Source organism: Actinomyces oris (genome assembly GCF_001937665.1).
Lineage (GTDB): Bacteria > Actinomycetota > Actinomycetes > Actinomycetales > Actinomycetaceae > Actinomyces > Actinomyces stomatis.
In genome coordinates this window covers 1-18305 of sequence record NZ_MSKL01000010.1, presented here as the reverse complement: position 1 = coordinate 18305, position 18305 = coordinate 1, and the positions used below count along the sequence as shown (strand labels likewise).

General features: G+C 68.3%; 12 protein-coding genes. 3 read left to right on the top strand and 9 right to left on the bottom strand.

What is annotated here, in order from left to right; genetic code table 11:
• Positions 1-22 precede the first annotated feature (22 nt).
• The 9 genes from BKH28_RS04950 to BKH28_RS04905 all read right to left on the bottom strand — a co-directional run bounded on the left by BKH28_RS04950 (position 23) and on the right by BKH28_RS04905 (position 12757).
• Positions 23-889, bottom strand: coding sequence for a glutathione transferase (locus tag BKH28_RS04950; RefSeq protein WP_075417758.1), 867 nt, complete (start codon positions 887-889; stop codon positions 23-25).
• Positions 890-1239: 350 nt separating this feature from the next.
• A complete protein-coding gene (locus BKH28_RS04945; protein WP_075417757.1) occupies positions 1240-4284 on the bottom strand; it encodes a tetratricopeptide repeat protein in 3045 nt (1014 codons plus the stop codon).
• A 388-nt stretch (positions 4285-4672) separates the two neighbouring features.
• Entirely contained in the window at positions 4673-5458 is a 786-nt protein-coding gene (locus BKH28_RS04940; protein WP_075417756.1) for a hypothetical protein, read from the bottom strand.
• Positions 5458-5898: a YbjN domain-containing protein gene (locus BKH28_RS04935; protein WP_075417755.1), complete on the bottom strand. Its 441-nt coding sequence runs from the start codon at positions 5896-5898 to the stop codon at positions 5458-5460. Before BKH28_RS04935 ends, BKH28_RS04940 begins: the two co-directional genes overlap by 1 nt.
• A 121-nt stretch (positions 5899-6019) precedes the next feature.
• The gene (locus BKH28_RS04930) at positions 6020-6499 is read right to left on the bottom strand and encodes a hypothetical protein (RefSeq protein WP_075417754.1); all 480 of its coding nucleotides are present in this window, start codon (positions 6497-6499) and stop codon (positions 6020-6022) included.
• Positions 6500-6660: 161 nt separating this feature from the next.
• Entirely contained in the window at positions 6661-7716 is a 1056-nt protein-coding gene (locus BKH28_RS04925) for a hypothetical protein (RefSeq protein ID WP_075417753.1), read from the bottom strand.
• A gap of 960 nt (positions 7717-8676) precedes the next feature.
• Positions 8677-9729, bottom strand: a complete 1053-nt coding sequence (locus BKH28_RS04915) for an ABC transporter ATP-binding protein (RefSeq protein WP_075417752.1) — start codon at positions 9727-9729, stop codon at positions 8677-8679.
• Positions 9726-11675 carry an ABC transporter permease gene (locus BKH28_RS04910; RefSeq protein WP_334070631.1) on the bottom strand — a complete coding sequence of 650 codons (1950 nt, stop codon included), beginning with the start codon at positions 11673-11675 and terminating at the stop codon, positions 9726-9728. Before BKH28_RS04910 ends, BKH28_RS04915 begins: the two co-directional genes overlap by 4 nt.
• On the bottom strand, positions 11672-12757 hold the full coding sequence (locus BKH28_RS04905) for a thiamine ABC transporter substrate-binding protein (protein WP_075417751.1): 1086 nt from the start codon (positions 12755-12757) through the stop codon (positions 11672-11674). Before BKH28_RS04905 ends, BKH28_RS04910 begins: the two co-directional genes overlap by 4 nt.
• A gap of 3393 nt (positions 12758-16150) precedes the next feature.
• Here BKH28_RS04905 and BKH28_RS04900 point away from each other — a divergent pair.
• From BKH28_RS04900 to BKH28_RS04890, 3 genes are all read left to right on the top strand, one after another.
• Entirely contained in the window at positions 16151-17218 is a 1068-nt protein-coding gene (locus BKH28_RS04900) for a YdcF family protein (protein ID WP_075417750.1), read from the top strand.
• Positions 17219-17306: 88 nt separating this feature from the next.
• On the top strand, positions 17307-17741 hold the full coding sequence (locus BKH28_RS04895) for a TetR/AcrR family transcriptional regulator (RefSeq protein WP_075417749.1): 435 nt from the start codon (positions 17307-17309) through the stop codon (positions 17739-17741).
• 73 nt (positions 17742-17814) lie between these two features.
• A complete protein-coding gene (locus BKH28_RS04890; RefSeq protein WP_075417748.1) occupies positions 17815-18180 on the top strand; it encodes a hypothetical protein in 366 nt (121 codons plus the stop codon).
• Positions 18181-18305 lie beyond the last annotated feature (125 nt).

The window sequence follows — 18305 nt, the reverse complement described above, 5'->3', positions numbered from 1 at the left end:
GCGACGTCGGACCGCAGCGGCCTCAGCAGCCCAGGGCGCTGCGCTCCTCCGGCCCCACCCAGCCCGAGCGGCCCTCCAGGGCGCGGAACCAGCGGGCCATCGCCGGCCAGAAGGAGATCGACGGCGCCTCCCCGCCGGGGTAGTGCTGACGCCCGCCGTACTCGTAGGACTGGACGGTGGTGAACAGGCGGATGTCGCTGCCGGTGGGCTTATCACCGCACAGGTACTGGCCGATCGCGACGACGGCGGACAGGGCCGGCCCATCGAGCATCGTCAGGCCGTCCTCGCGAGAGGCCTCCATCCGCGTGGCCCGGGCCAGGAGGGTGTCGATGACGTCGAAGCCCACGAGGACACCGTTGGCCGCCGCCGCGGCCTTCTCCGGATCCTTGGAGTGGGTGGCCACCGCGTGGCCGATGTTGATCTGCGAGCCGATCCACGCGTCCCAGGCGTCGGTGGAGTTGCGGCGGTTGAGCGGGTAGAGGTCCGGGGCGCCCTCTCGGTGGAGGTCCCACCAGGCGGTGGACAGGTCGAAGAGCATGTCGCCGGAGTCGTCGCTGACGACCTGACCGGCGGTGGTGTCCACGAGGGCCGGAACGGTGGGAGCGGGCTCGTAGCCGGGGGTCTTCTCATAGACCTCGGCCAGGGAGCGGGCGCCGAGCGCCGGGTCGACGCCGGGCTCGCCGTCGGGGCCGGTCAGCTCCCAGTACCCGTCCGCACCCTTGCCGTAGGTCCAGGACACGGGGATCGCCTCGGTCAGGCCGAGCAGGCGCCGGGCGATGAGGACGCGGCGGCACCACGGGCACGCCCCCGACGCCACGAGTCGGTAGCGCCCCGCCTCCACGGGCAGGTCGCCGCTGGGTACGAATCGGTGTGAGACTGCGATGGCCAAGGGGTGCCTCCCGGAAGGGTCGTCGAGGGGTCGTGATGCCCAAGGCTTATCATTCCTCGCGCGCCGGCCACCGTCACCCGATTCACACGGGGCGGAATCTCGCACTCCGCGCCCGCCGACGGGGACATTCCCCACTCAACGGGGACATCCTGCGCGTGGGGGTGCACTTTCTCTCGGCCGGGGACATCCTACGCGTAGGGCGACAGGATTCCTGTCCCCGACGGCGTCGAATGCCCCCGCCCGGAACAACACGCCCCCGGCCGCGTCGAATGCCCCCGGTCACGGGGCAGGGGCAACATCACGGGTCAGGGAGGGACTGCATCACAGGCAGGCGGAACCCGCGCCACGGGTCAGCGCAGCGTCTCCTCCACGGAGGCCACGAACTCCAGGGCGTCATGCCCGTCCCAGTGCGGCTCACCCAGCAGGTCGCGCACGCGGGCGCAGGCGGCCAGTGCCTGGTCGCGCTCGCCGCGCTCGGCGTGCAGGCGGGCCAGCATGCACAGGGCGCGCGAGGCCGAGTCGCGGTCCTCGGTGTCCATGTAGCCGTCGTAGGCGGACTCGCAGTGCTGGACGGCCTGCCAGTTCTGGCCGGTGCGCCACAGGATCCAGGCCATGTCGTCGTGCCAGTCGCCGATCTCCCAGGCCGAGGAGTAACCCTCGGTGTCGGCCACGCCGGCGAAGGCCTGGCGGGCCTCCTCCATGATCTGGCGGGCCTCGTCGAGCCGAGCCCGGGCCATGGGCAGGGTGAGGTCGTCCACCAGTGCCCTGGCCGAGCGGCGCAGCGCCCGCCCCCGGTCCAGGCGGCCCTGGTCGGTGCGGGTGTCCTCCAGGTCGGCGGCCTGGCGGAACAGCGCGGCGGCGCGCACATTGTCCTTGAGGTTGGAGGCGGCCATCGCCGCGTGCGAGAGGTACTCCCCCGCCAGCGCCCGGCGTCCCTGGTCCTGCAGGATCCGGGCGGCGTTCAGCGAGTGCTCGGCGACGCTCTCCTCCTCACCCATGGCCATACCGGTCTGAGCCAGGAGCCGGTGCAGGTACAGGGCGATACTCTCGGCCCCGCTGCGCTGGGCCAGGGACAGCGCGGACTCCAGGACCTCGGCGCTCTCCAGGTAGCGCTCGGAGGCCTCCAGCGCCGACCCCAGGGACAACAGGGAGGCCACGGCGTACAGGGTGATGCCAGCGGCCAGCATGATGTTGGCCTGCTCACGGAACTGGGCGATGGCCTCGTCGAACTGGCCCACCTCCATGGAGGAGATGCCCAGCAGGCGCCGGCCGCGGGCGGCCAGGACCGGGGAGACCTTCTCATGGCGGCGCATGACCTCCTCAGCCAGGAGGCAGCCGTTGTAGACGTCACCGCACTCGGCCAGGACCTCGGCCCGCGCCATGTCGAGAATGTCGTCCATCCGCTCGGCGTGGCGGTCCTCGGGGACGGCGTCGGCGGCGCGGGCGACGACCTGGATCGCCCCGAGCGCCTCGTCCTTGGCGTGCAGGTCGGTGAGGACCGAGGCCCCCACGAGCAGGGCGTCAGCGGCCAGGACGAGGGTGTCGGTGCCCCCGGGGTCGAGCAGCTCGGTGGACACCAGATCCTCGACCTGGGCCTCGATCTGCCCGATGAGGGAGGTGGCCCGCTGCAGGCGCTGGTCGCGCACGGCGTCCTGGGAGCGCTCGGCGATGGAGTCGGCGGTGATCTCGTTGTCGAGGTTGAGCAGGTCCACGTAGTAGGCGCCCAGCGGCCCGAAGGCCAACTCGATGAGAGGGCGGATCCGCAGGCGCTCGGCGATGGCCTCGTCCATCTCGGTGCGGCAGGTCATAGCGGCGGCGCGCAGCAGTCCCGTGTGGTACTCCAGGCCCGGGATCTCCTCACCGATCGGGGGCAGCAGGTCGCGCGTGGCCACCTGGTCGACGACGTACCAGTAGTCCATCGTCGAGGAGCCGATGGTGCGACGGTGGTCGACGTAGCGGCGCACCGCCTCCTCACCATTGCGCACCGGCCGGGGACGCACGAGGTCCACCAGGGGGAAGGGCTCGTCGCCGCCCTGGTGGCTGGTAGCGGTGCGTCCGGCGCGGGCGCGACGGCCGGCCCCCTCCTGGCTCGACGACGTCGTGCGGGGCGCGTGCTCCTGGACCAGGCCATTGTCGTCGGCCACGAGGCCCAGGAGGGAGGCGACGTCGGGCTCGGCACCGTCCTCGTTCACGGTCAGGCTCGTCTGGGCCGGCTCGGGCAGCTCCTCGGAGGGCTCCAGGAGGTCGACCTCCACACCCAGCCCGTGGACCGCGCCGGGGGCGGCGTCGAAGGCGGCCCGGGCCAGGGAGCGCTCCAGGTGGTCGGAGATGGTGGAGTTGCCGTTGCGCGTATCGAACTGCTGGGCCAGGCGCCGGGCCCAGCCGGTCATCTCGGCATAGACGCGCGAGATGGTGGTGGAGGCCTCCAGCCCCGGCAGCGGGTACCACAGGTCGGCGGCCGGGACCTCGACGCCGAGCGCCTCCTCGCCGCGGCCGGCCCGCTCGGCCTCGCGCAGCACCAGGCTCATGCCGCGCAGGGCCGACAGCAGCACGTAGGCGGACTCGGCCTGAGCCAGCCAGGGCAGGTGACGGCGCAGGATCTCCAGGCCCCGGTCCACCCGCCCCACGAGAGCCAGGTACTCCAGGTGGTAGGACAGGGAGATGAGGGCCTTAGGACTGCGGCGGATCTCCCGATAGGAGCGCAGGTGCGCCTCCCAGGCCGCCCGGGGCCGACCGGAGGCCAGCAGGGGCAGCAGCGCGAGGGACTGCGTGGTCTGGGGCTGCACGTTGCAGCCGACGGCGCCGGTCAGCACGGGCACGGCCGTGGCCACGGCCAGCTCCCACGCCTCGGTGCGGTAGGCGAAGGCGACCTGACGCATGGGGTCGCAGCCCTCGCAGTCGGCGTTCTCGTCGCGGTGGGTGGCCCGCCAGGCGGCCAGCTCCTCGGCGGCCTCCTCCTCGAGCCCCAGCAGGCCGGCGACCGAGGCGCGCTCGCCGTGGACGACGTGCATGGAGGCGCCCTCGGCGCGATAGAACTCCTCGAGACTGGCCTCGAGCTGACGCACCTTGTCCTTGGAGACCCTGGGGTTGGCACCCGCCACGGCCACGGCCCACTTGAAGTGCCAGTGCAAGGTGCGCACCTGAGCGTCGTCGAAGGCCTCGGGGTGGCGCTGGTAGCGGCCGAGGTTCCACACGAAGGGGGCCAGCGCCTTCCATGCCTCGTTGCCCTGCTGGTAGGCCTCAGTCAGAGCCAGCCGGGCGGCGATCCGCAGGTCCTCATCACCCAGTGCGTCCGCCCAGCTGACGGCCTCCGCGATGAGGGCCGAGGTCTGGGGGCCGTGACCGAGGGCATCGGCGTAGGCCAGACGCTCGAGGATGTCTTCGCGTGTGGTCATGGAGTCTGTCCTTCCGGGCGGAGCCTGACGTTGCACCGTCATGAGGCGAAGGCTCCCACCGTGTGCTGCAAGAACGCACGGAATGCGGTCCGCGCACCCCAGGGACGCCGTGGGAGGAGCGTCGTCCCGCACCGCTCACCGGTGAACGGTGGCATGGGCATATCGGGCTCCTTTCGTCCAGAGGGCGGTCATCCGACGTCCAGTGTTACCGAACAGTTATAGAATCCGCTACCGCTGCGGCGAGCGGCAACTCGGTCGCGGGGCATGTCGGAGCCGGGCACCACGCCCGGGCCGACCGGCTCCAGGGCCGGCCGGCCTGATGGCGACTCCCATCGCACCAGTGTTCCCAACGGATGTCGCGGCGCCGGGTCCGCGAGACCCGCGTGCGCTAGGACACGAGCAGAGGCTTGGAGGTGTTGGTTGTCTCAACCCCGGTTCCGCCCTCAGCATCACCCGGGGCACCGGGGCCCGGCCCGTCGACAACGGCCGCCATCTCCACCGTTGCATCCGCCATGTCGGCGGGCACGCCCTCCGTCATCGCCCCCGCTGGAGTCTGCGCGCTCATGCGTGCGGGCCCTCCCGCCACCGCCGCGGCATTGCCGGCGGACCGGACGGGCTGGGGTGCCTCGGGCAGGGCGATCACGGTCGCCCCGTCGCCTTCACCGTCAACTCCCATCCCGGCCGTGATCCCCAGCTCGACGACGGGCCGCCTGTCGGCATCGGCCTCCTCGGCCACAAGAAGGCTGAGGACCTCGCGCAGGGCCTCCTCGACGCCGTCGATGATGAAGTCCAGGGTGCCGGCCAGCTGGGCGTCGTCGAGCCCGGCACCGATGTTGGTGAGGACCTCGGCGCACAGGCCCAGGCCGGCGTCGTCGACCTCGGTGTAGAGGGCAGGGATGAGCCGGCCGCTGGAGACCTCCTGGGCCACGGTTCGCACCCGCGAGAGCTCCGCGGTTCCCGGGAGGGCGGCGGCGAGCTGGTGGTGGGCGCGCACGGCGAGGATCCGGCGGTCGACCACCATGAGCGCGTAGTCGAATCCGGCCACCGAGAAGCGCACCACCCCCTCGGACAGGTCGATGTCGTAGCGGTGACCGCGTGCGGCCAGCCAGGCGGCGAGCCGCCTGAGGGTCACGGTCGGGGTCACCGACCCCTCCGGCTGATTCCACCAGGCCATCAGTCCTCCTCCCAGGTGACGAGCTCGGGGAAGCGCTCCTCCACGGTGGAGAAGAAGGCGCGGGTCATGCCCAGGCCCATGTCCATGAAGGTGTCGAGCTGGGCCTCGCTCATGCCTGCGCCGATGTAGGCCACGATCTGGGTGCTCAGCAGGAGCCGACTGGGGTCCTGGGCGGGGGTGACGGCCAGATCCGGGCCGTAGGTGGAGCGGTGCTGGGCATCGATGAAGGTGCGCATCTCATCGAGACGCTCGGCCGCCGGGCGCCCGCGCCACATGCCGGCCACGACGAGGGCGGCCTCCTCGTCGTGGAGGTAGACGCCGATGTCGCAGCCCGGGAATCCCATGAAGACGGCGCCGTCCTCCTCGGGGCCGGCGGCGATGCCGTGCCGGGACAGCCAGTTCTCAACCCTCTCCAGGGTCAGAGCCGGTTGCGCGCTCATGGGATCTCTCGCCTCCTTCCCGATGCGGGGCGTGATGCGGGTGCGGTGCGGATGGCGCCACCGGGGTGCGCGGCGCGGCTGGTTGTCCGGCTCGGGGCCGGTGGTGGCGCAGGACGGGCCTTCAGAACTCGATGTCGGAGGCGATGTCCGCGACCGTGTCGACCTGGCCGGCGCCGACCTGTGCACTGCGCACGCTACCCGCAGAAGCCCCCCGACCCCTAGTCGAGTCCGGGGCGCCGACGGCGTTGGGCCGGTTCCCCGCGGTCGCGCCCGTCGGTCCGGCAGGGCCTCTGGAGGAGGCGGGGGCGCCGGGGCCGTCCGGGAGTCGCCCCAGCGCCTGGTCCAGGGAGCGGCCCAGGACCCCGGAGGCCGATTCGGCCAGGGTCAGGCACCGTGAGTCCATCTCATCGGAGGTCTTGTAGCCGCGGCGGCCGGCGGCCAGGCCTCGTCGCCCTTTGCCGGCGCGTGCAGCAGGGTCGTTGCGCCCCGCACGGGCGCGCTGGGCAGCGCCCGAGGAGGCGGCCCCTGCTCGCCCCTCCGCCCTGGCGTCGGATGACCGGGAGGAGGAGCTGTCTTGGGACTTCTTGCGGAAGCCGACCATGGTGGTCCTTTCGGGAATGGTGTCGAACGGCGTCGGGCCGAACGGGGAACGAAGAACTGACACATCGACGGGACGGCGAAGGAGTCGCGCGGTGCGCCGTCGGACTCGAGCCGTCTGCGCGCCGCCTGAGAGCCAGGCCGGACGGACGGCGGGTAGGAACGCTAGCGGGGCACCTCGCAGGAGAGCTGGTCGGCGGCGTGGGCCTGCTGGCTCCACAGCTCCTCGGTGAAGGTGTTGTCCAGGATGGCGCGGGCCAGGGGCTCGTCGGGACGCATGATGTCGCGCACCGTCTGGAGGATGAGCTGACGGCGGTCGTCGAGGCCCTCCTGGCCCAGGATCTGGGCCGAGCGGCCCAGACCGCCCATGAAGTTGACGTACTCCATGGCGTGGTACTGGGGGGAGACCTCGTCGGGGCGCAGCTGGTGGGTGCGGGTCTCCAGCGCGTTGCGCACATCGCGGCGCAGAGCCTCCTGGCCGCCCTCGGAGCGCACGTAGAAGGGCAGCAGACGGTTCATCATGAGGTGGTGGGCAATGGCGTAGTCGACGTAGTAGAAGAAGGCCAGGCCCACCCCCTCCTCGGCGGACTGCTCCGACTCGGACTTCTGCCACTCGGCGTAGCAGGTGGTCTTGGCGACCTCCTTGGCCCAGGTGGGTGCGGCCGCCATGGCCTCGGTGGGCTGGAAGGCCACGCGCGACTTGCAGCGCGGGCAGGTGATGAACACCGGCATGTGGTAGAGCTCGGGAAGCGGCACCGGGTCGCCGCACTTGTCGCAGGTGAAGGAGAACTGGGCCTGACGCCAGTCGGTCATCGCCCGGTTCCACTCCTCGCGGGCCTGCTCGGCGCGGCCGGGGGCGAAGACCTCTTCGATGATGTTGCGCAGGCGCACCTCGAAGCCGGCCACGAGGTTGGCCGCGTCCTGGAGGCGGGCGGAGAGCTGGCGGTCCTCCTCGATGGACAGGTCGGCGTCGATGTCCAGGAAAGGGGCGAAGTGCTTGGCGAAGACCCGCTGGGCCTTGGTGTGCAGGAACATGATCTGGGCCTCGACCTCCGAACGGAAGGCGGAGACGGAGGCCGGGTCGGTGATCTGCATCTCCATCGCGGTGCGGGCCGAGCTGACGCCGAACTCCCGGGCGCGAGCCTCCAACCGGTCCAGGTAGGTGCTCAGGCGCTGAGTGAGTGCCTGAAGCCGCCGGTAGTAGCGGACGTAGGCGGACATGTCAGGCTCCTTGCGGTGGAGGATCGGGATTATCACTGAGGAAGGCGCCGATTGCCGAGGGTGTGGACACGCGACCCGAGGCCGGCGACGACGCCGACGCACAGGCCCAGCGCAGAGGCGCCGACGGCTGCCAGCACTGTGGATGCTACTCAACTGGAGACTTCAACTGCGACCTGTTCGTGATCTTTGGGCCTCGCAAGGCTCAGCATCCGGGCAGGACTCCCCCTTGCCATTCCTCCGACGACGCGGCTTCTCGTCCGCCCACAACGGCGACGCCATGCAGGAGAAAAGTCCCGGTGGGACCCGCACCGGAGCGGGCCGAGACATGTCGGTGAGTGATAAGGATCATAGTGTTGGTGCTGGCGCGAAAGCGCTGGTCATGACGCCGCCCGCAACCTCTCCGTTATCTAAAAGATCGGGTGGACGGTCGGCGGCAGAGAGTGCTTGAGCCTCCCCACCCAGGCCGATAGGTTGAGGCTGCCCGTCCACGGGTGTCAGTAGACCTTCAGGCACCCGGCCTTCTACCGGCCTCCTATGACGTCGTCGGCCCCTCAGGGCACGGTTTCCAGGCCCCACGTCAAGACGGCGCTGATCATCTGGTCAGTCCTGGCCATCGGCCTCATCATCTACTACGTCTGCCTGCGCCAGCACGTGCTTCGCCTCCGGGACCCACGGGGCGAGGTCTACGGGGCGGTCGCGCTCACAGCGGTGACGCTCGGAGGCATCCGAGCAACCCTGGTCATCCGCGTCATGACAGCGTTTCTGCACCGTCCAACCGGGGGCGGAAGTCCTCCAGCGCAAGCACCCGGAGCACTACCGGGCTTTCGTCGAGTCGACCTGAGGCAGCCCCGCGCGTTCGTAGGGTGGGTCGCACGTTCGCACCCTTTACCCCTCGAACGGGGCACTTAAGGTACGACCTCGACGATGGGGCCGACGATGGGGCCGACGACGGGGCCCGCTTTACAGGCGGGCGGCGCGGGCAGGGTCGAGGCTCAGGGCGACGTGCGCACCAGGAGTGAGGGGGCACTGAGTCAGGGCGGTGGCGCGGGCAGGCTCGCGCCCATCGGGGGCATCAGCCCCGACGCCGTCCGGGCCGGCCAACCCCACCAGCCCCACCAGCTCGGCAAGCCGCTCGGGGTCGAGCTCGACCTCGGCCTCCCACTGGCCGCGGCGCAGTCGCGAGGCCAGTACGGTGGCCGGCAGCGTCTCCGCGGGCTCCCCCTCCGCGGCCTCAGCCACGCGCAGCGCACCGGGCGCGAGGGCGAGGTCGCCGACGACGTCGAATCCCAGGAACCGCGCCACCTTGCTGCTGCCGGGGTCGGCCCACAGGCGCTGGGGGGTGTCCAGGCGCAGGAGCCGGCCGGCCTCCATGACGCCGACCCGGTCGGCCACGGTCATGGCCTCGTCCTGGTCGTGGGTGACGTAGAGCGCCGTGGTGCCGCCCTCACGCAGGATGGCGCGCACGTCGGTGGCCAGCTGCTCGCGCAGGGCCCGGTCCAGGGCGGACAGGGGCTCGTCGAGCAGCAGGAGCCTCGGCGCCGGCGCCAGCGCCCGGGCCAGGGCCACCCGCTGGGCCTGCCCGCCGGACAGGGTCGTCACGCGTCGCCGCTCGAAGCCGGGCAGGCCGACGAGGTCGAGCATCTCGCGCACCCGCTCGCCCCGCTGGGCGCGCGGCAGGTCGGTGAGCCCGTAGGCGATGTTGCTGCCGACGTTGCGGTGCTCGAAGAGCTGGCCGTCCTGGAACATGAGGCCGAAGCCGCGCTTGTGGACGGGCACACGCACCATGCTCCGTCCGTCCCAGGCGACCTCGCCGTCGGCCACGTCCTCCAGGCCGGCCACCGCCCGCAGCAGGGAGGACTTGCCGGAGCCCGAGGCCCCCAGGAGGGCGACGACCTCACCGGCGGCCACCTCCAGGTCGACGCCGTCGACGGCGCGCAGGTCCCCGTAGGTCACGGCGAGCCCGCGCACCGACAGGCCCGCAGAAGCACTGGTGTCACTGGTGTTCGGACTCATGGCCGCTCACCTCCATCCGTCCTGGGCCCACGTGACAGGGCCGTCTCGTTGTTCTCGTCCGCCGTGCGCCGGCCGGCGTCCGCGGAGGTTCCGCGCTCCGGGATCGGCTGATTCGCCGACGCCCTGCCCGGCCTCGACGTCGCACCCACGAGTCCGCCCCGCCCGGGACCGAGCCGGGTCTGGAGCCACTCGCAGCCGAGCATGACGGCGGCGCTGCCCACCGCCAGGACCACGCCCCCGGCCAGCGCCATTCCCTGGTTCTGGGATCCGGGGCTGCCGATGAGCCGGTAGACGACCACCGGCAGGGTCGGCTCCTGGGGGCGGGCCAGGAACGACGTCGCCCCGAACTCCCCCAGCGACGTCGCCAGGGCGAAGCCGGCCGCCAGCCCACCGGCGCGCAGCAACTGGGGACCGTCCACGGTCAGCAGCACCCGGCCGGGTCCGGCCCCCAGGGCGGCCGCCGCCTCGCGCTGACGCGGGTCGATGGCGCGCAGCGCCGGCAGCAGGGTGCGCACCACGAGCGGCACAGCCACGACGGCCTGCGCCAGCGGCAGGATCCACCAGGAGCGGGTCAGGGCCAGCGGCGGGCGCGCCAGGGTGATGAGGAATCCGAAGCCGACCGTCACGGCGGAGACGCCCAGCGGCAGCATGAAGGCGGCGTCGAGCCCGGTGATGATCCGGGCGAGCGCCCGACTGCGGGGGCGGCGCGAGACGACCAGGCACACGGCCACCCCCAGGGTCAGGGCGATGGCCGCGGCCGCCACGGCCACGCTCACCGAGTTCGCGGCCGCCTCCCACACGGTCACGAGCAGGGCGCTGCGCCCGCCGGTCGAGCCCAGGTCGGTGTAGTTGTCCAGCGTCCAGGCGCCGTCGCGCTGCAGGGAGCGCACCACCAGCACCGCCATCGGCGCCACCAGCAGACCCACGACCGTGGCGGCGGTGACCGCGAGGGCGGGGGCGTCGGCGGCGCGCAGCCGCCCGGCGGGCACCTCGGTGCGCAGCCGCAGGCGCGTCTGGGTGGCGGCGCGCGCCCGCTCGGCCACCCACAGGGCCAGGGCGATGACGCCGAGCTGGACGACGGACAGGACGGCGGCGCCCCGCAGGTCCAGGTACTGGGTGGTCAATCGGTAGATCTCGGTCTCGATGGTGCCGATCCCCACCCCGCCGAGCACGAGCACCACCCCGTAGGCGGTGGCGCAGAATAGGAAGGTCAGGGAGGCGGCCGAGGCGATGGCGGGGGCCAGCGCGGGCAGGGTGACGGTGGCGAAGGCCCGCATCGGCGAGGCCCCCAGCGCCCGGGCGGCCTCCACGGCGCGCGGGTCGAGCCGCGACCACATGGTGCCCACGGTGCGCACCACGAGCCCGTAGTTGAAGAAGGCCAGCGCGGCCACGACCGCGGTCAGCGTCCCGTCCAGGCTCAGGGCCTCCAGGGGCCCGCCGCGGGTGACCAGGGCGTGGAAGGCGACGCCGACGACGACGCTGGGCAGCACGAAGGGCACGGTCACCACCCCGCGCAGCAGGTCGCGGCCGAGGAAGCTGCGCCGGTAGAGGACGAGGGCCCCGGGGATGCCGAGGGCCACGCACACGGCGGTGCCGAGTACCGCCTGGGTGAGGGTCTGCGTGAGGATCCGCCAAGTGCGTTCGCGGGCCAGGACCTCACCGAAGCCGCTCAGGTCCAGGGCGCCGTCGGGGGCGAGGCCGCGACCCATGAGCGTGGCCACGGGCCAGGCGAAGAAGACCGCCAGGAAGGCCAACGGGCCGGCGACGGCCAGGGCCCAGCCGGCACGCTCGCCCCAGCCGGGCCGGGGGCCACCAGTCCGCCGAGCGACGCCTCGGCCGACCGGCAGTCCGGCCGCCCCCGATGCCGGTGCCGGCACCGGGGAGGCTCCGGCGTCGGCTGGCGCGGCGACGTCGGCCCCTGGAGTCTCCTCGCGCGGCGCGCTCACTTGCCGACGGCCCCGGTCCAGGAGTTGAGCCACTCCTCACGGTGGGCGGTGATCTCCTTGGGGTCGACCTTCACCGGCGACTTCGACAGCGGCCCGAACTTGGTGAGGGCCTCGGGCAGAGTGGCGTCGGGCAGGACCGGGTACATGTACATCTGGCCGGGGATGTCCTCCTGGACGGCCTTGGAGAGCATCCACGTCACGAAGGCCTTGCCGCCCTCGGGATTGGCGGCACCCTTGAGGACGCCGGCGTACTCGACCTGGCGGAAGGCGGTCTCCAGCAGGGCGGAGGTGGAGCTGGAGCTGTTGTCCTTCGAGACCGTGAAGGAAGGCGAGGAGGCGTAGGACACGACGATGGGGTAGGTGCCCTTGCCGCTGCCGGAGAAGTCGGTCTCGTAGGCGGCGGTCCAGTCCTCGGCGATCCGGGCTCCGTTGGCGATGAGCTGCTTCCAGTAGTCGGCGAAGGAGCCGGCGCCGAAGTGGCCGATGGTGGCCAGCAGCCAGGCCATGCCGGGAGAGGAGTTCGTGGGGTTGATAGCCACGAGGAGGCCCTTGTACTCGGGCTTGACCAGGTCCTCGAAGGTGGCCGGGGGCATGAGGCCCTTGCCGGAGAAGTAGCCGGTGTCAATGTTGAGGCAGACGTCACCGACGTCGATGGGCGCCAGGGCCGGGGTGTCGGCGACGACGTAGCTCTCGGCGCCCTTGGGCAGGGTGACGGTGGCGGAGGTGTCGATGACGCCCTGATCGAGGGCGCGGGTGGCGTAGGTGTTGTCGATGCCGAAGACGGCGTCGCCCAGGGGCGCATCCTTGGTCAGGACGAGCTTGTTGACCAGTGCGCCGGCGTCCCCGGAGGTGGCGACCTTGAGGGTGTAGCCGGTCTCGGAGGTGAAGGCCTTCTGGAGGTCCTCCGAGACATGGAAGGAGTCGTGGGTGACGACGGTGACGGTCTTGGAGTCGGTCTTCTTACCCTTGCCGCAGGCGGCCAGGCTCAGGCCGACGGCGCCGGCGGCGGTTCCGGCCAGCAGGGCGCGGCGGCTGAGAGCCGGATGGGGCCGGCCGGGACGGCGGGTGAACTGGATGCTCATGTGTGCCTCCTGGATGGTTCTCCGGAGGGCCCGGCGACCACCTGCGGCGCGCCGGGGAGATGGTCTCGACTTCCTTCGCCGGTACTAACCGGAGCAGGTTCGAGGGTCTGCGGGCTTCCGCACTCTCAGCGCCGTCGGCGGCGGCCCATCAGCCAATGCGGCCGGGCCGGCGACGGGGCGCTCCCCTGTCGTTGCAGGTCAACTGTAGTTCGAGGGCGCACACTGACACAAAATCAGATCACCAAAATAGTCGAACAGGATTATTTACGGAGGAAGTCAACCCACCTCCCGATAGCTCTACACCCTCCATCTCCGATGCGTCAGACCACAAATCCCGCAAGAGCAGCACATCTCCAATCTCCCCACCCAACGTCACACACCCACTCAAACCCACACCGCTGCGACGCACCCAAGTCAACCTTGAACTTCACAGCCACCCAGACAGCCAGACAACCAACCCCACACAATGCCGAGCCACTTAAGCACACGCAGCCTCAGCACAACTTACTCATTCATATGCACCTCTTACAGACCCAATAAACCACGAAGGCCGAAAGAGCGCGATCGACTGAATCCATCACTCACCTGAAGCGTCACAGGCACTACGGGATGCCACCCAAATAACCACCCTCCTACGCAACCACTGCCGTCGCAGACAAGAGCCACTAAGGCAAAGAGAAACCACAGTGCCAGCAACTGCACACCTGCGCCTCCGCCCGCAAAATACTCTTGAAGTTCAGACCCATCAACCACCCCACTTCCCACTACCCCACAACACCCCAACTCACCCCATACTTGGCGCACTGCGACAAAGGCCTATGCAAGCAGCAGAATGGTCAGCCTCAGACCTCAACGGACGCACGCAACCCCTTCAACGCCCTACCTACCTCGACACCCCCTAAATGACTAGTTAAACAAGCAATCCCTAACAACTAGTGAAACAGATCACCGGCAACTCCTCTTAAATAGAAGCCCCATGGATCGGCCACGCAGATATCAGAGTGACGTCAATACTAAAAAGATCACATTTGTATCACAGACCGTACATTCGGGTTGATTTTTTTCACCCCCTCTGATAGCATCAGTTCAACGCCTACGGGAGAGCCCTGAAGGCGCCTCGCACAGAAGGAGGAACCGAGATGAGGTCAACTCACTCGCGACCCTACGTCCAGACAAGTGCGAACAAAGGAAAGGAGGCAGTGACCATGCAGCGAAAGGAGGGGGTGCCGACACCTCAGCCCCACAAGGAAATAGTAAGCAAGTACACACAAAAAGGAATAAAATGTTGCATAACAATAATTCAATAAAACATAATGACTCATTAACCGCCCCACTGGAGAAACTACTTGATTTCGCTCAGAAGTTGAAGGCCTACGCCGATCTGTCAGTGTGGATTTGGAATATACTAACCTGGATATACCGGTATCGCTGGCAAATTTTTGCCACCGTGGGAAGTTACATCGGAATAGGTTCAGTAATTAAGATTCTGGTAATAATGATTATACTGACGATCATCACTAGAATCATGGGTTCACGAACACGTACATGATCATCAAAATCGCGTGGAAAGTCCCTGCCGGTTGGTAGGGACTTTCTACGTCAACACAATTGAATGTCAAGAGTCGACACATCGTAACGGTATTAGCATCCGGACGATCAAAGACTGATGTGATAGCCTGTCATCATCACACTATAACCAATGGGTGCGTAGTAGGCTGCTCGAGTACGCGGCCGTCCCCGACCTACCAGCACCGCTCCTCCCTCATTTGCGCCAACGTTGCCCAGGTCTTTGCCTTGATGTACACGCAGTTACTCCTCAACGCCTCGCCAGGGACCATCAGTTAAGTGGATAAGCAAAGTTGTTCGCGTTGGGAGGTCATGATGGCCGACGCCTGGACAGCGTCTAGTGTGCGGGGCGCTTGCCCTACTCTGCCCCAAAGCTTTCCAGCTAGGCACCGCACAAGCAGAGTTGGTGGCACATGTGCCGACATAGGGCCTTGAAACCCCTTTATCGCAGCGGCAGAATCCTTAAAATCACACAGATTTTCACGCTGGGACATTTACATTTGAGGTGTCATGTCTCTGGACATGGGTGACAGTTCTGTGTCAGGACTTCGGCAATAATTCGGGGGCTCCTGGTTAACATGTATGGCCTGGGATTAAGTGTTGACCCCTATGCCGGTCCAGCAATCGCCCAGTGGTCCAATGATGCACCTCGTGGGACGGCGGCGATATTCTGTACTTGGCACTGCTATTTCATACAAGACGTTCTACGCCCTGCGGCACCAAGCCTGTCAACAGACGACCTCGACAAGCAGAGCCAGCGATCCAGTGACGCTTGTCGCGGAGCCAGCTTTTGTCCGCACAACGCAATAAAGAGTAGAGACGCAGGGAGAATCTCCGCCTCAACAACACGGTGAACGATTTGGAGTGAGGTAGCAGCAATGCAAATGCAGGCACCGCAACAGACGCCAATGACAAGACTCTCCCTAGACCTGATTAGCTAACAGCGACAAATACCGCGGCGAATGTAGTGACAATGAAGTTGTATAGGGATGGCATTCAGTCCGCAGTTTTCTTGGAATATCCGCACACCCCCAAAAACGCAACGACTACTCTTCGGCAAATAAACTCACCAGTCGACACTCTCCGACTGTTCGGGCCCCATAAAGATCGAAGGACTTCTCAACCTCATCAAATTAGGTATCCGACGCACTCACGAACGCCAGACGCTTGCAATCCATTTTCTGAGAAATGTTTGTACATTGCCCGAAAAGTCACAACGATCCAAATCGTTAATGCTACACCCCCTCACTCTTACGTCTCAACTGTTCAGTAATTCTTTGCACCTCGCCGCCAGAGCTACGCACTCTCTGCAATGCCCCCAACCTTCATTCTTAACAACGTATTCCTCAAGATGCACCGAAAACTCAACTCCTGAACACTCCCCTATAGAGCAATGCCGGTACCCCCAGCCGTCCTATCCAGTCAGACGCCCCACGCCACGAAACTCAACACCTGCCCGCGCGTTCGTAGGGTAGGTCGCTGGTTCGTACCCTCTACCCCTCGAACGCGCGACCTAAGGTACGAACGCGCGGGGCCGACAGCCGGTACACGGCCTGTCCGGCCACCTCCCCCCAGGGAGGAACCGGATACGGCGCCTTCATCCGAAGGGCGGAGGAACGGCTCCCACGAATCATCCCCACGACGCTCCCGCTCACCGGTGGCCGCCTCCTAGCCTGATCGCGTGAGCGCAAGGCGGCACCCACCGGCCCCATACCTATGATGAGCGCCGGCCCGCCGGCACCCACCACCCCGCGCCGTGCCGGGAAGAGACCACCTCCCCCGCACCTAAGAAAATCCACCCCTGCCCTACGAGATGAGCCCACCCCTATGAGCACCCCCTGGCTCCTCCCCGCTCCGCTGATCGATATCACCGCCCTGGCGCTGTGGTGGGGGCTCCTCAAGCTCTCACGGCGCCGCGACAATCGCCGGCTGCGCAACGGTCTCCTTCTTATGCTCCTGGCCGGTACCGCAGTGAGAGCGCTGCTCCACCTCACCTCACTCATCCCCGCCCTCAAGGTCCCGGTGGGACTGGGCAGCGTCACCTTCTTCCTGCTCATCGCCCTCATGCCGTTCCTGCTCATGTTCAACGGCGTCGTCCTCATCCGCCGCGAGGGGCGGCGCCTGAGCAACCTGCTGTGCCTGGCGGCCGGTCTGGCCCTCATCGCCACACCGATGACCGCCGCCGCCCTGGTGGCCACCGCCAACCCCTGGGCCCTGCTGCTCGCCGCGCTCATGTTTTGCGCCTGCGCCTACCTGGGTGTCTTCCTCCTCATCTTCTTGGGCCAGACGGTGGTGCAGCGGATCTGGGGTGGGCGCCGGACCGTGCCGCACCCCGACGTCGTCGTGGTCCATGGCGCCGGGCTCATCAACGGGAAGGTCGGGCCGCTGCTGGGCTCACGAATCAAGGGAGGCATCGAGGCCTGGCACGATGAGGACGCTCTGCGCCCCGGAGCGCCGCTGCTGGTCATGAGCGGTGGACAGGGCCCCGACGAGCCGATCAGCGAGGCGCGCGCCATGGCCGACTACGCGATCGCCCGCGGCGTCCCACCCGAGCGGATCCTCCTGGAGGACCGTTCGACGACGACCCGCACGAACATCTCCTGCACCCGTGACCTCCTGGCTGAGCGCAGCATGGTCGACCCGCAGGTGCTGCTGGTGACGAGCTCCTTCCACGCGGTGCGCACCGCGATCCTCGCCTCCGACATGGGGGTTCCGTGGGCGGTGGCGCCGGCGCGCACGGCCTGGTTCTACATCGTCAACGCCTGGCTGCGCGAGTACGTCGCCGTCCTGACCTACCGGCGCCGCCCCGCCCTGGCCTGCGCCGCCGTCGCCGGCGTCTTCGCCGTGCTGTACGCGCTAATGGTCCTCGGCGCCCAGACGGAGCTCATCGGCTGAGCGGAACAGCATCCCCCGGCATCCCTCAGCCACAGATTTCAGAACAAACGTTCTTGACCGATCGTTCCAGAACGTCTATTCTGAATTCATGGGACGACGACGAACCTTCATCGAGAACGAGGCCATCAACTCTGCCACGGCGGTCTTCGCCGAGCATGGCTTCGCCGGCACCTCCGTGGACGACCTGGTGCGGGCCACCGGCGTCAACCGCGCCAGCCTTTACGGGGTCTTCGGCTCCAAGGACGGACTCTTCCAGCACTGCCTCACCAACGCGCTGACCGCTCTGATCCCCGGGGCCACCCGGAGCGAATCCGCCGACTCCGCAGGGGCGGGCCGTGACGAGCTCGACCTGGTCCTTGTGGCGCTCATGGAGCTCGCCCCCTGGGACCCGGCCGTGCGCGACGCCCTCGTCACCACCCTGCACCAGGCGGGCGTCACCGCCGAGGCGCTCGGCCGACGCCTGCTGGAGCGAGCCGGCGCTACGGCGTCGGACTCAACAGCACCGGTCTCGCCGCCGGCATAGCCTGCACCGACCCCGCCAGCACCAGCCAGAAGCACACCTCCCAGCCGACCTGCCCACGAAAGGAACAGACATCATGAGCCGCAACACCGTTACCATCACCGATACCTCCCTGAGCGTCGAGCCGCACGGGCTGGACAAGATCTGGTCCTTCACCTCCCGGCTGGAGTTCCCGCTCGTGCACGTGCGCGGCGCCACGCACGACCCCGGACTGCGTCACGAGCCCAAGGGGTGGAACGTGCCCGGGCTGCAGACGGGCAGCAAGGTCTCCGGGACCTTCCACGCCAACGGAACGGCGCAGTTCTGGAACATCTCCGGCTACGAGAACACGCTGGTCATCACCTTGGAGGACGAGCGCTTCACACACCTCTACCTCACGGTCGACGATCCCGCCGGCCTGGCCGTGGAGATCAATGCCGCCATCCGCCCCGCCCGGACGTGAGCCCGTTGCCTCGTCCAGTCAGGCGCCCCGCGCCACGAGACCCCTCACCCTCCCGTGCGTTCGCAGGACAGGTCGCCGGTTCGCACCCTCTACCCCGCGAACGCGCGACCTAAGTGTACTGATCG

What these genes read in the sequence shown, in the direction of transcription:
- BKH28_RS04945 (WP_075417757.1), bottom strand. Translation starts at nt 4,284, where the DNA reads ATGACCACACGCGAAGACATCCTCGAGCGTCTGGCCTACGCCGATGCC.
- BKH28_RS04940 (WP_075417756.1), bottom strand. Translation starts at nt 5,458, where the DNA reads ATGGCCTGGTGGAATCAGCCGGAGGGGTCGGTGACCCCGACCGTGACC.
- BKH28_RS04935 (WP_075417755.1), bottom strand. Translation starts at nt 5,898, where the DNA reads ATGAGCGCGCAACCGGCTCTGACCCTGGAGAGGGTTGAGAACTGGCTG.
- BKH28_RS04930 (WP_075417754.1), bottom strand. Translation starts at nt 6,499, where the DNA reads ATGGTCGGCTTCCGCAAGAAGTCCCAAGACAGCTCCTCCTCCCGGTCA.
- BKH28_RS04925 (WP_075417753.1), bottom strand. Translation starts at nt 7,716, where the DNA reads ATGTCCGCCTACGTCCGCTACTACCGGCGGCTTCAGGCACTCACTCAG.
- BKH28_RS04915 (WP_075417752.1), bottom strand. Translation starts at nt 9,729, where the DNA reads ATGAGTCCGAACACCAGTGACACCAGTGCTTCTGCGGGCCTGTCGGTG.
- BKH28_RS04905 (WP_075417751.1), bottom strand. Translation starts at nt 12,757, where the DNA reads ATGAGCATCCAGTTCACCCGCCGTCCCGGCCGGCCCCATCCGGCTCTC.
- BKH28_RS04900 (WP_075417750.1), top strand. Translation starts at nt 16,151, where the DNA reads ATGAGCACCCCCTGGCTCCTCCCCGCTCCGCTGATCGATATCACCGCC.
- BKH28_RS04895 (WP_075417749.1), top strand. Translation starts at nt 17,307, where the DNA reads ATGGGACGACGACGAACCTTCATCGAGAACGAGGCCATCAACTCTGCC.
- BKH28_RS04890 (WP_075417748.1), top strand. Translation starts at nt 17,815, where the DNA reads ATGAGCCGCAACACCGTTACCATCACCGATACCTCCCTGAGCGTCGAG.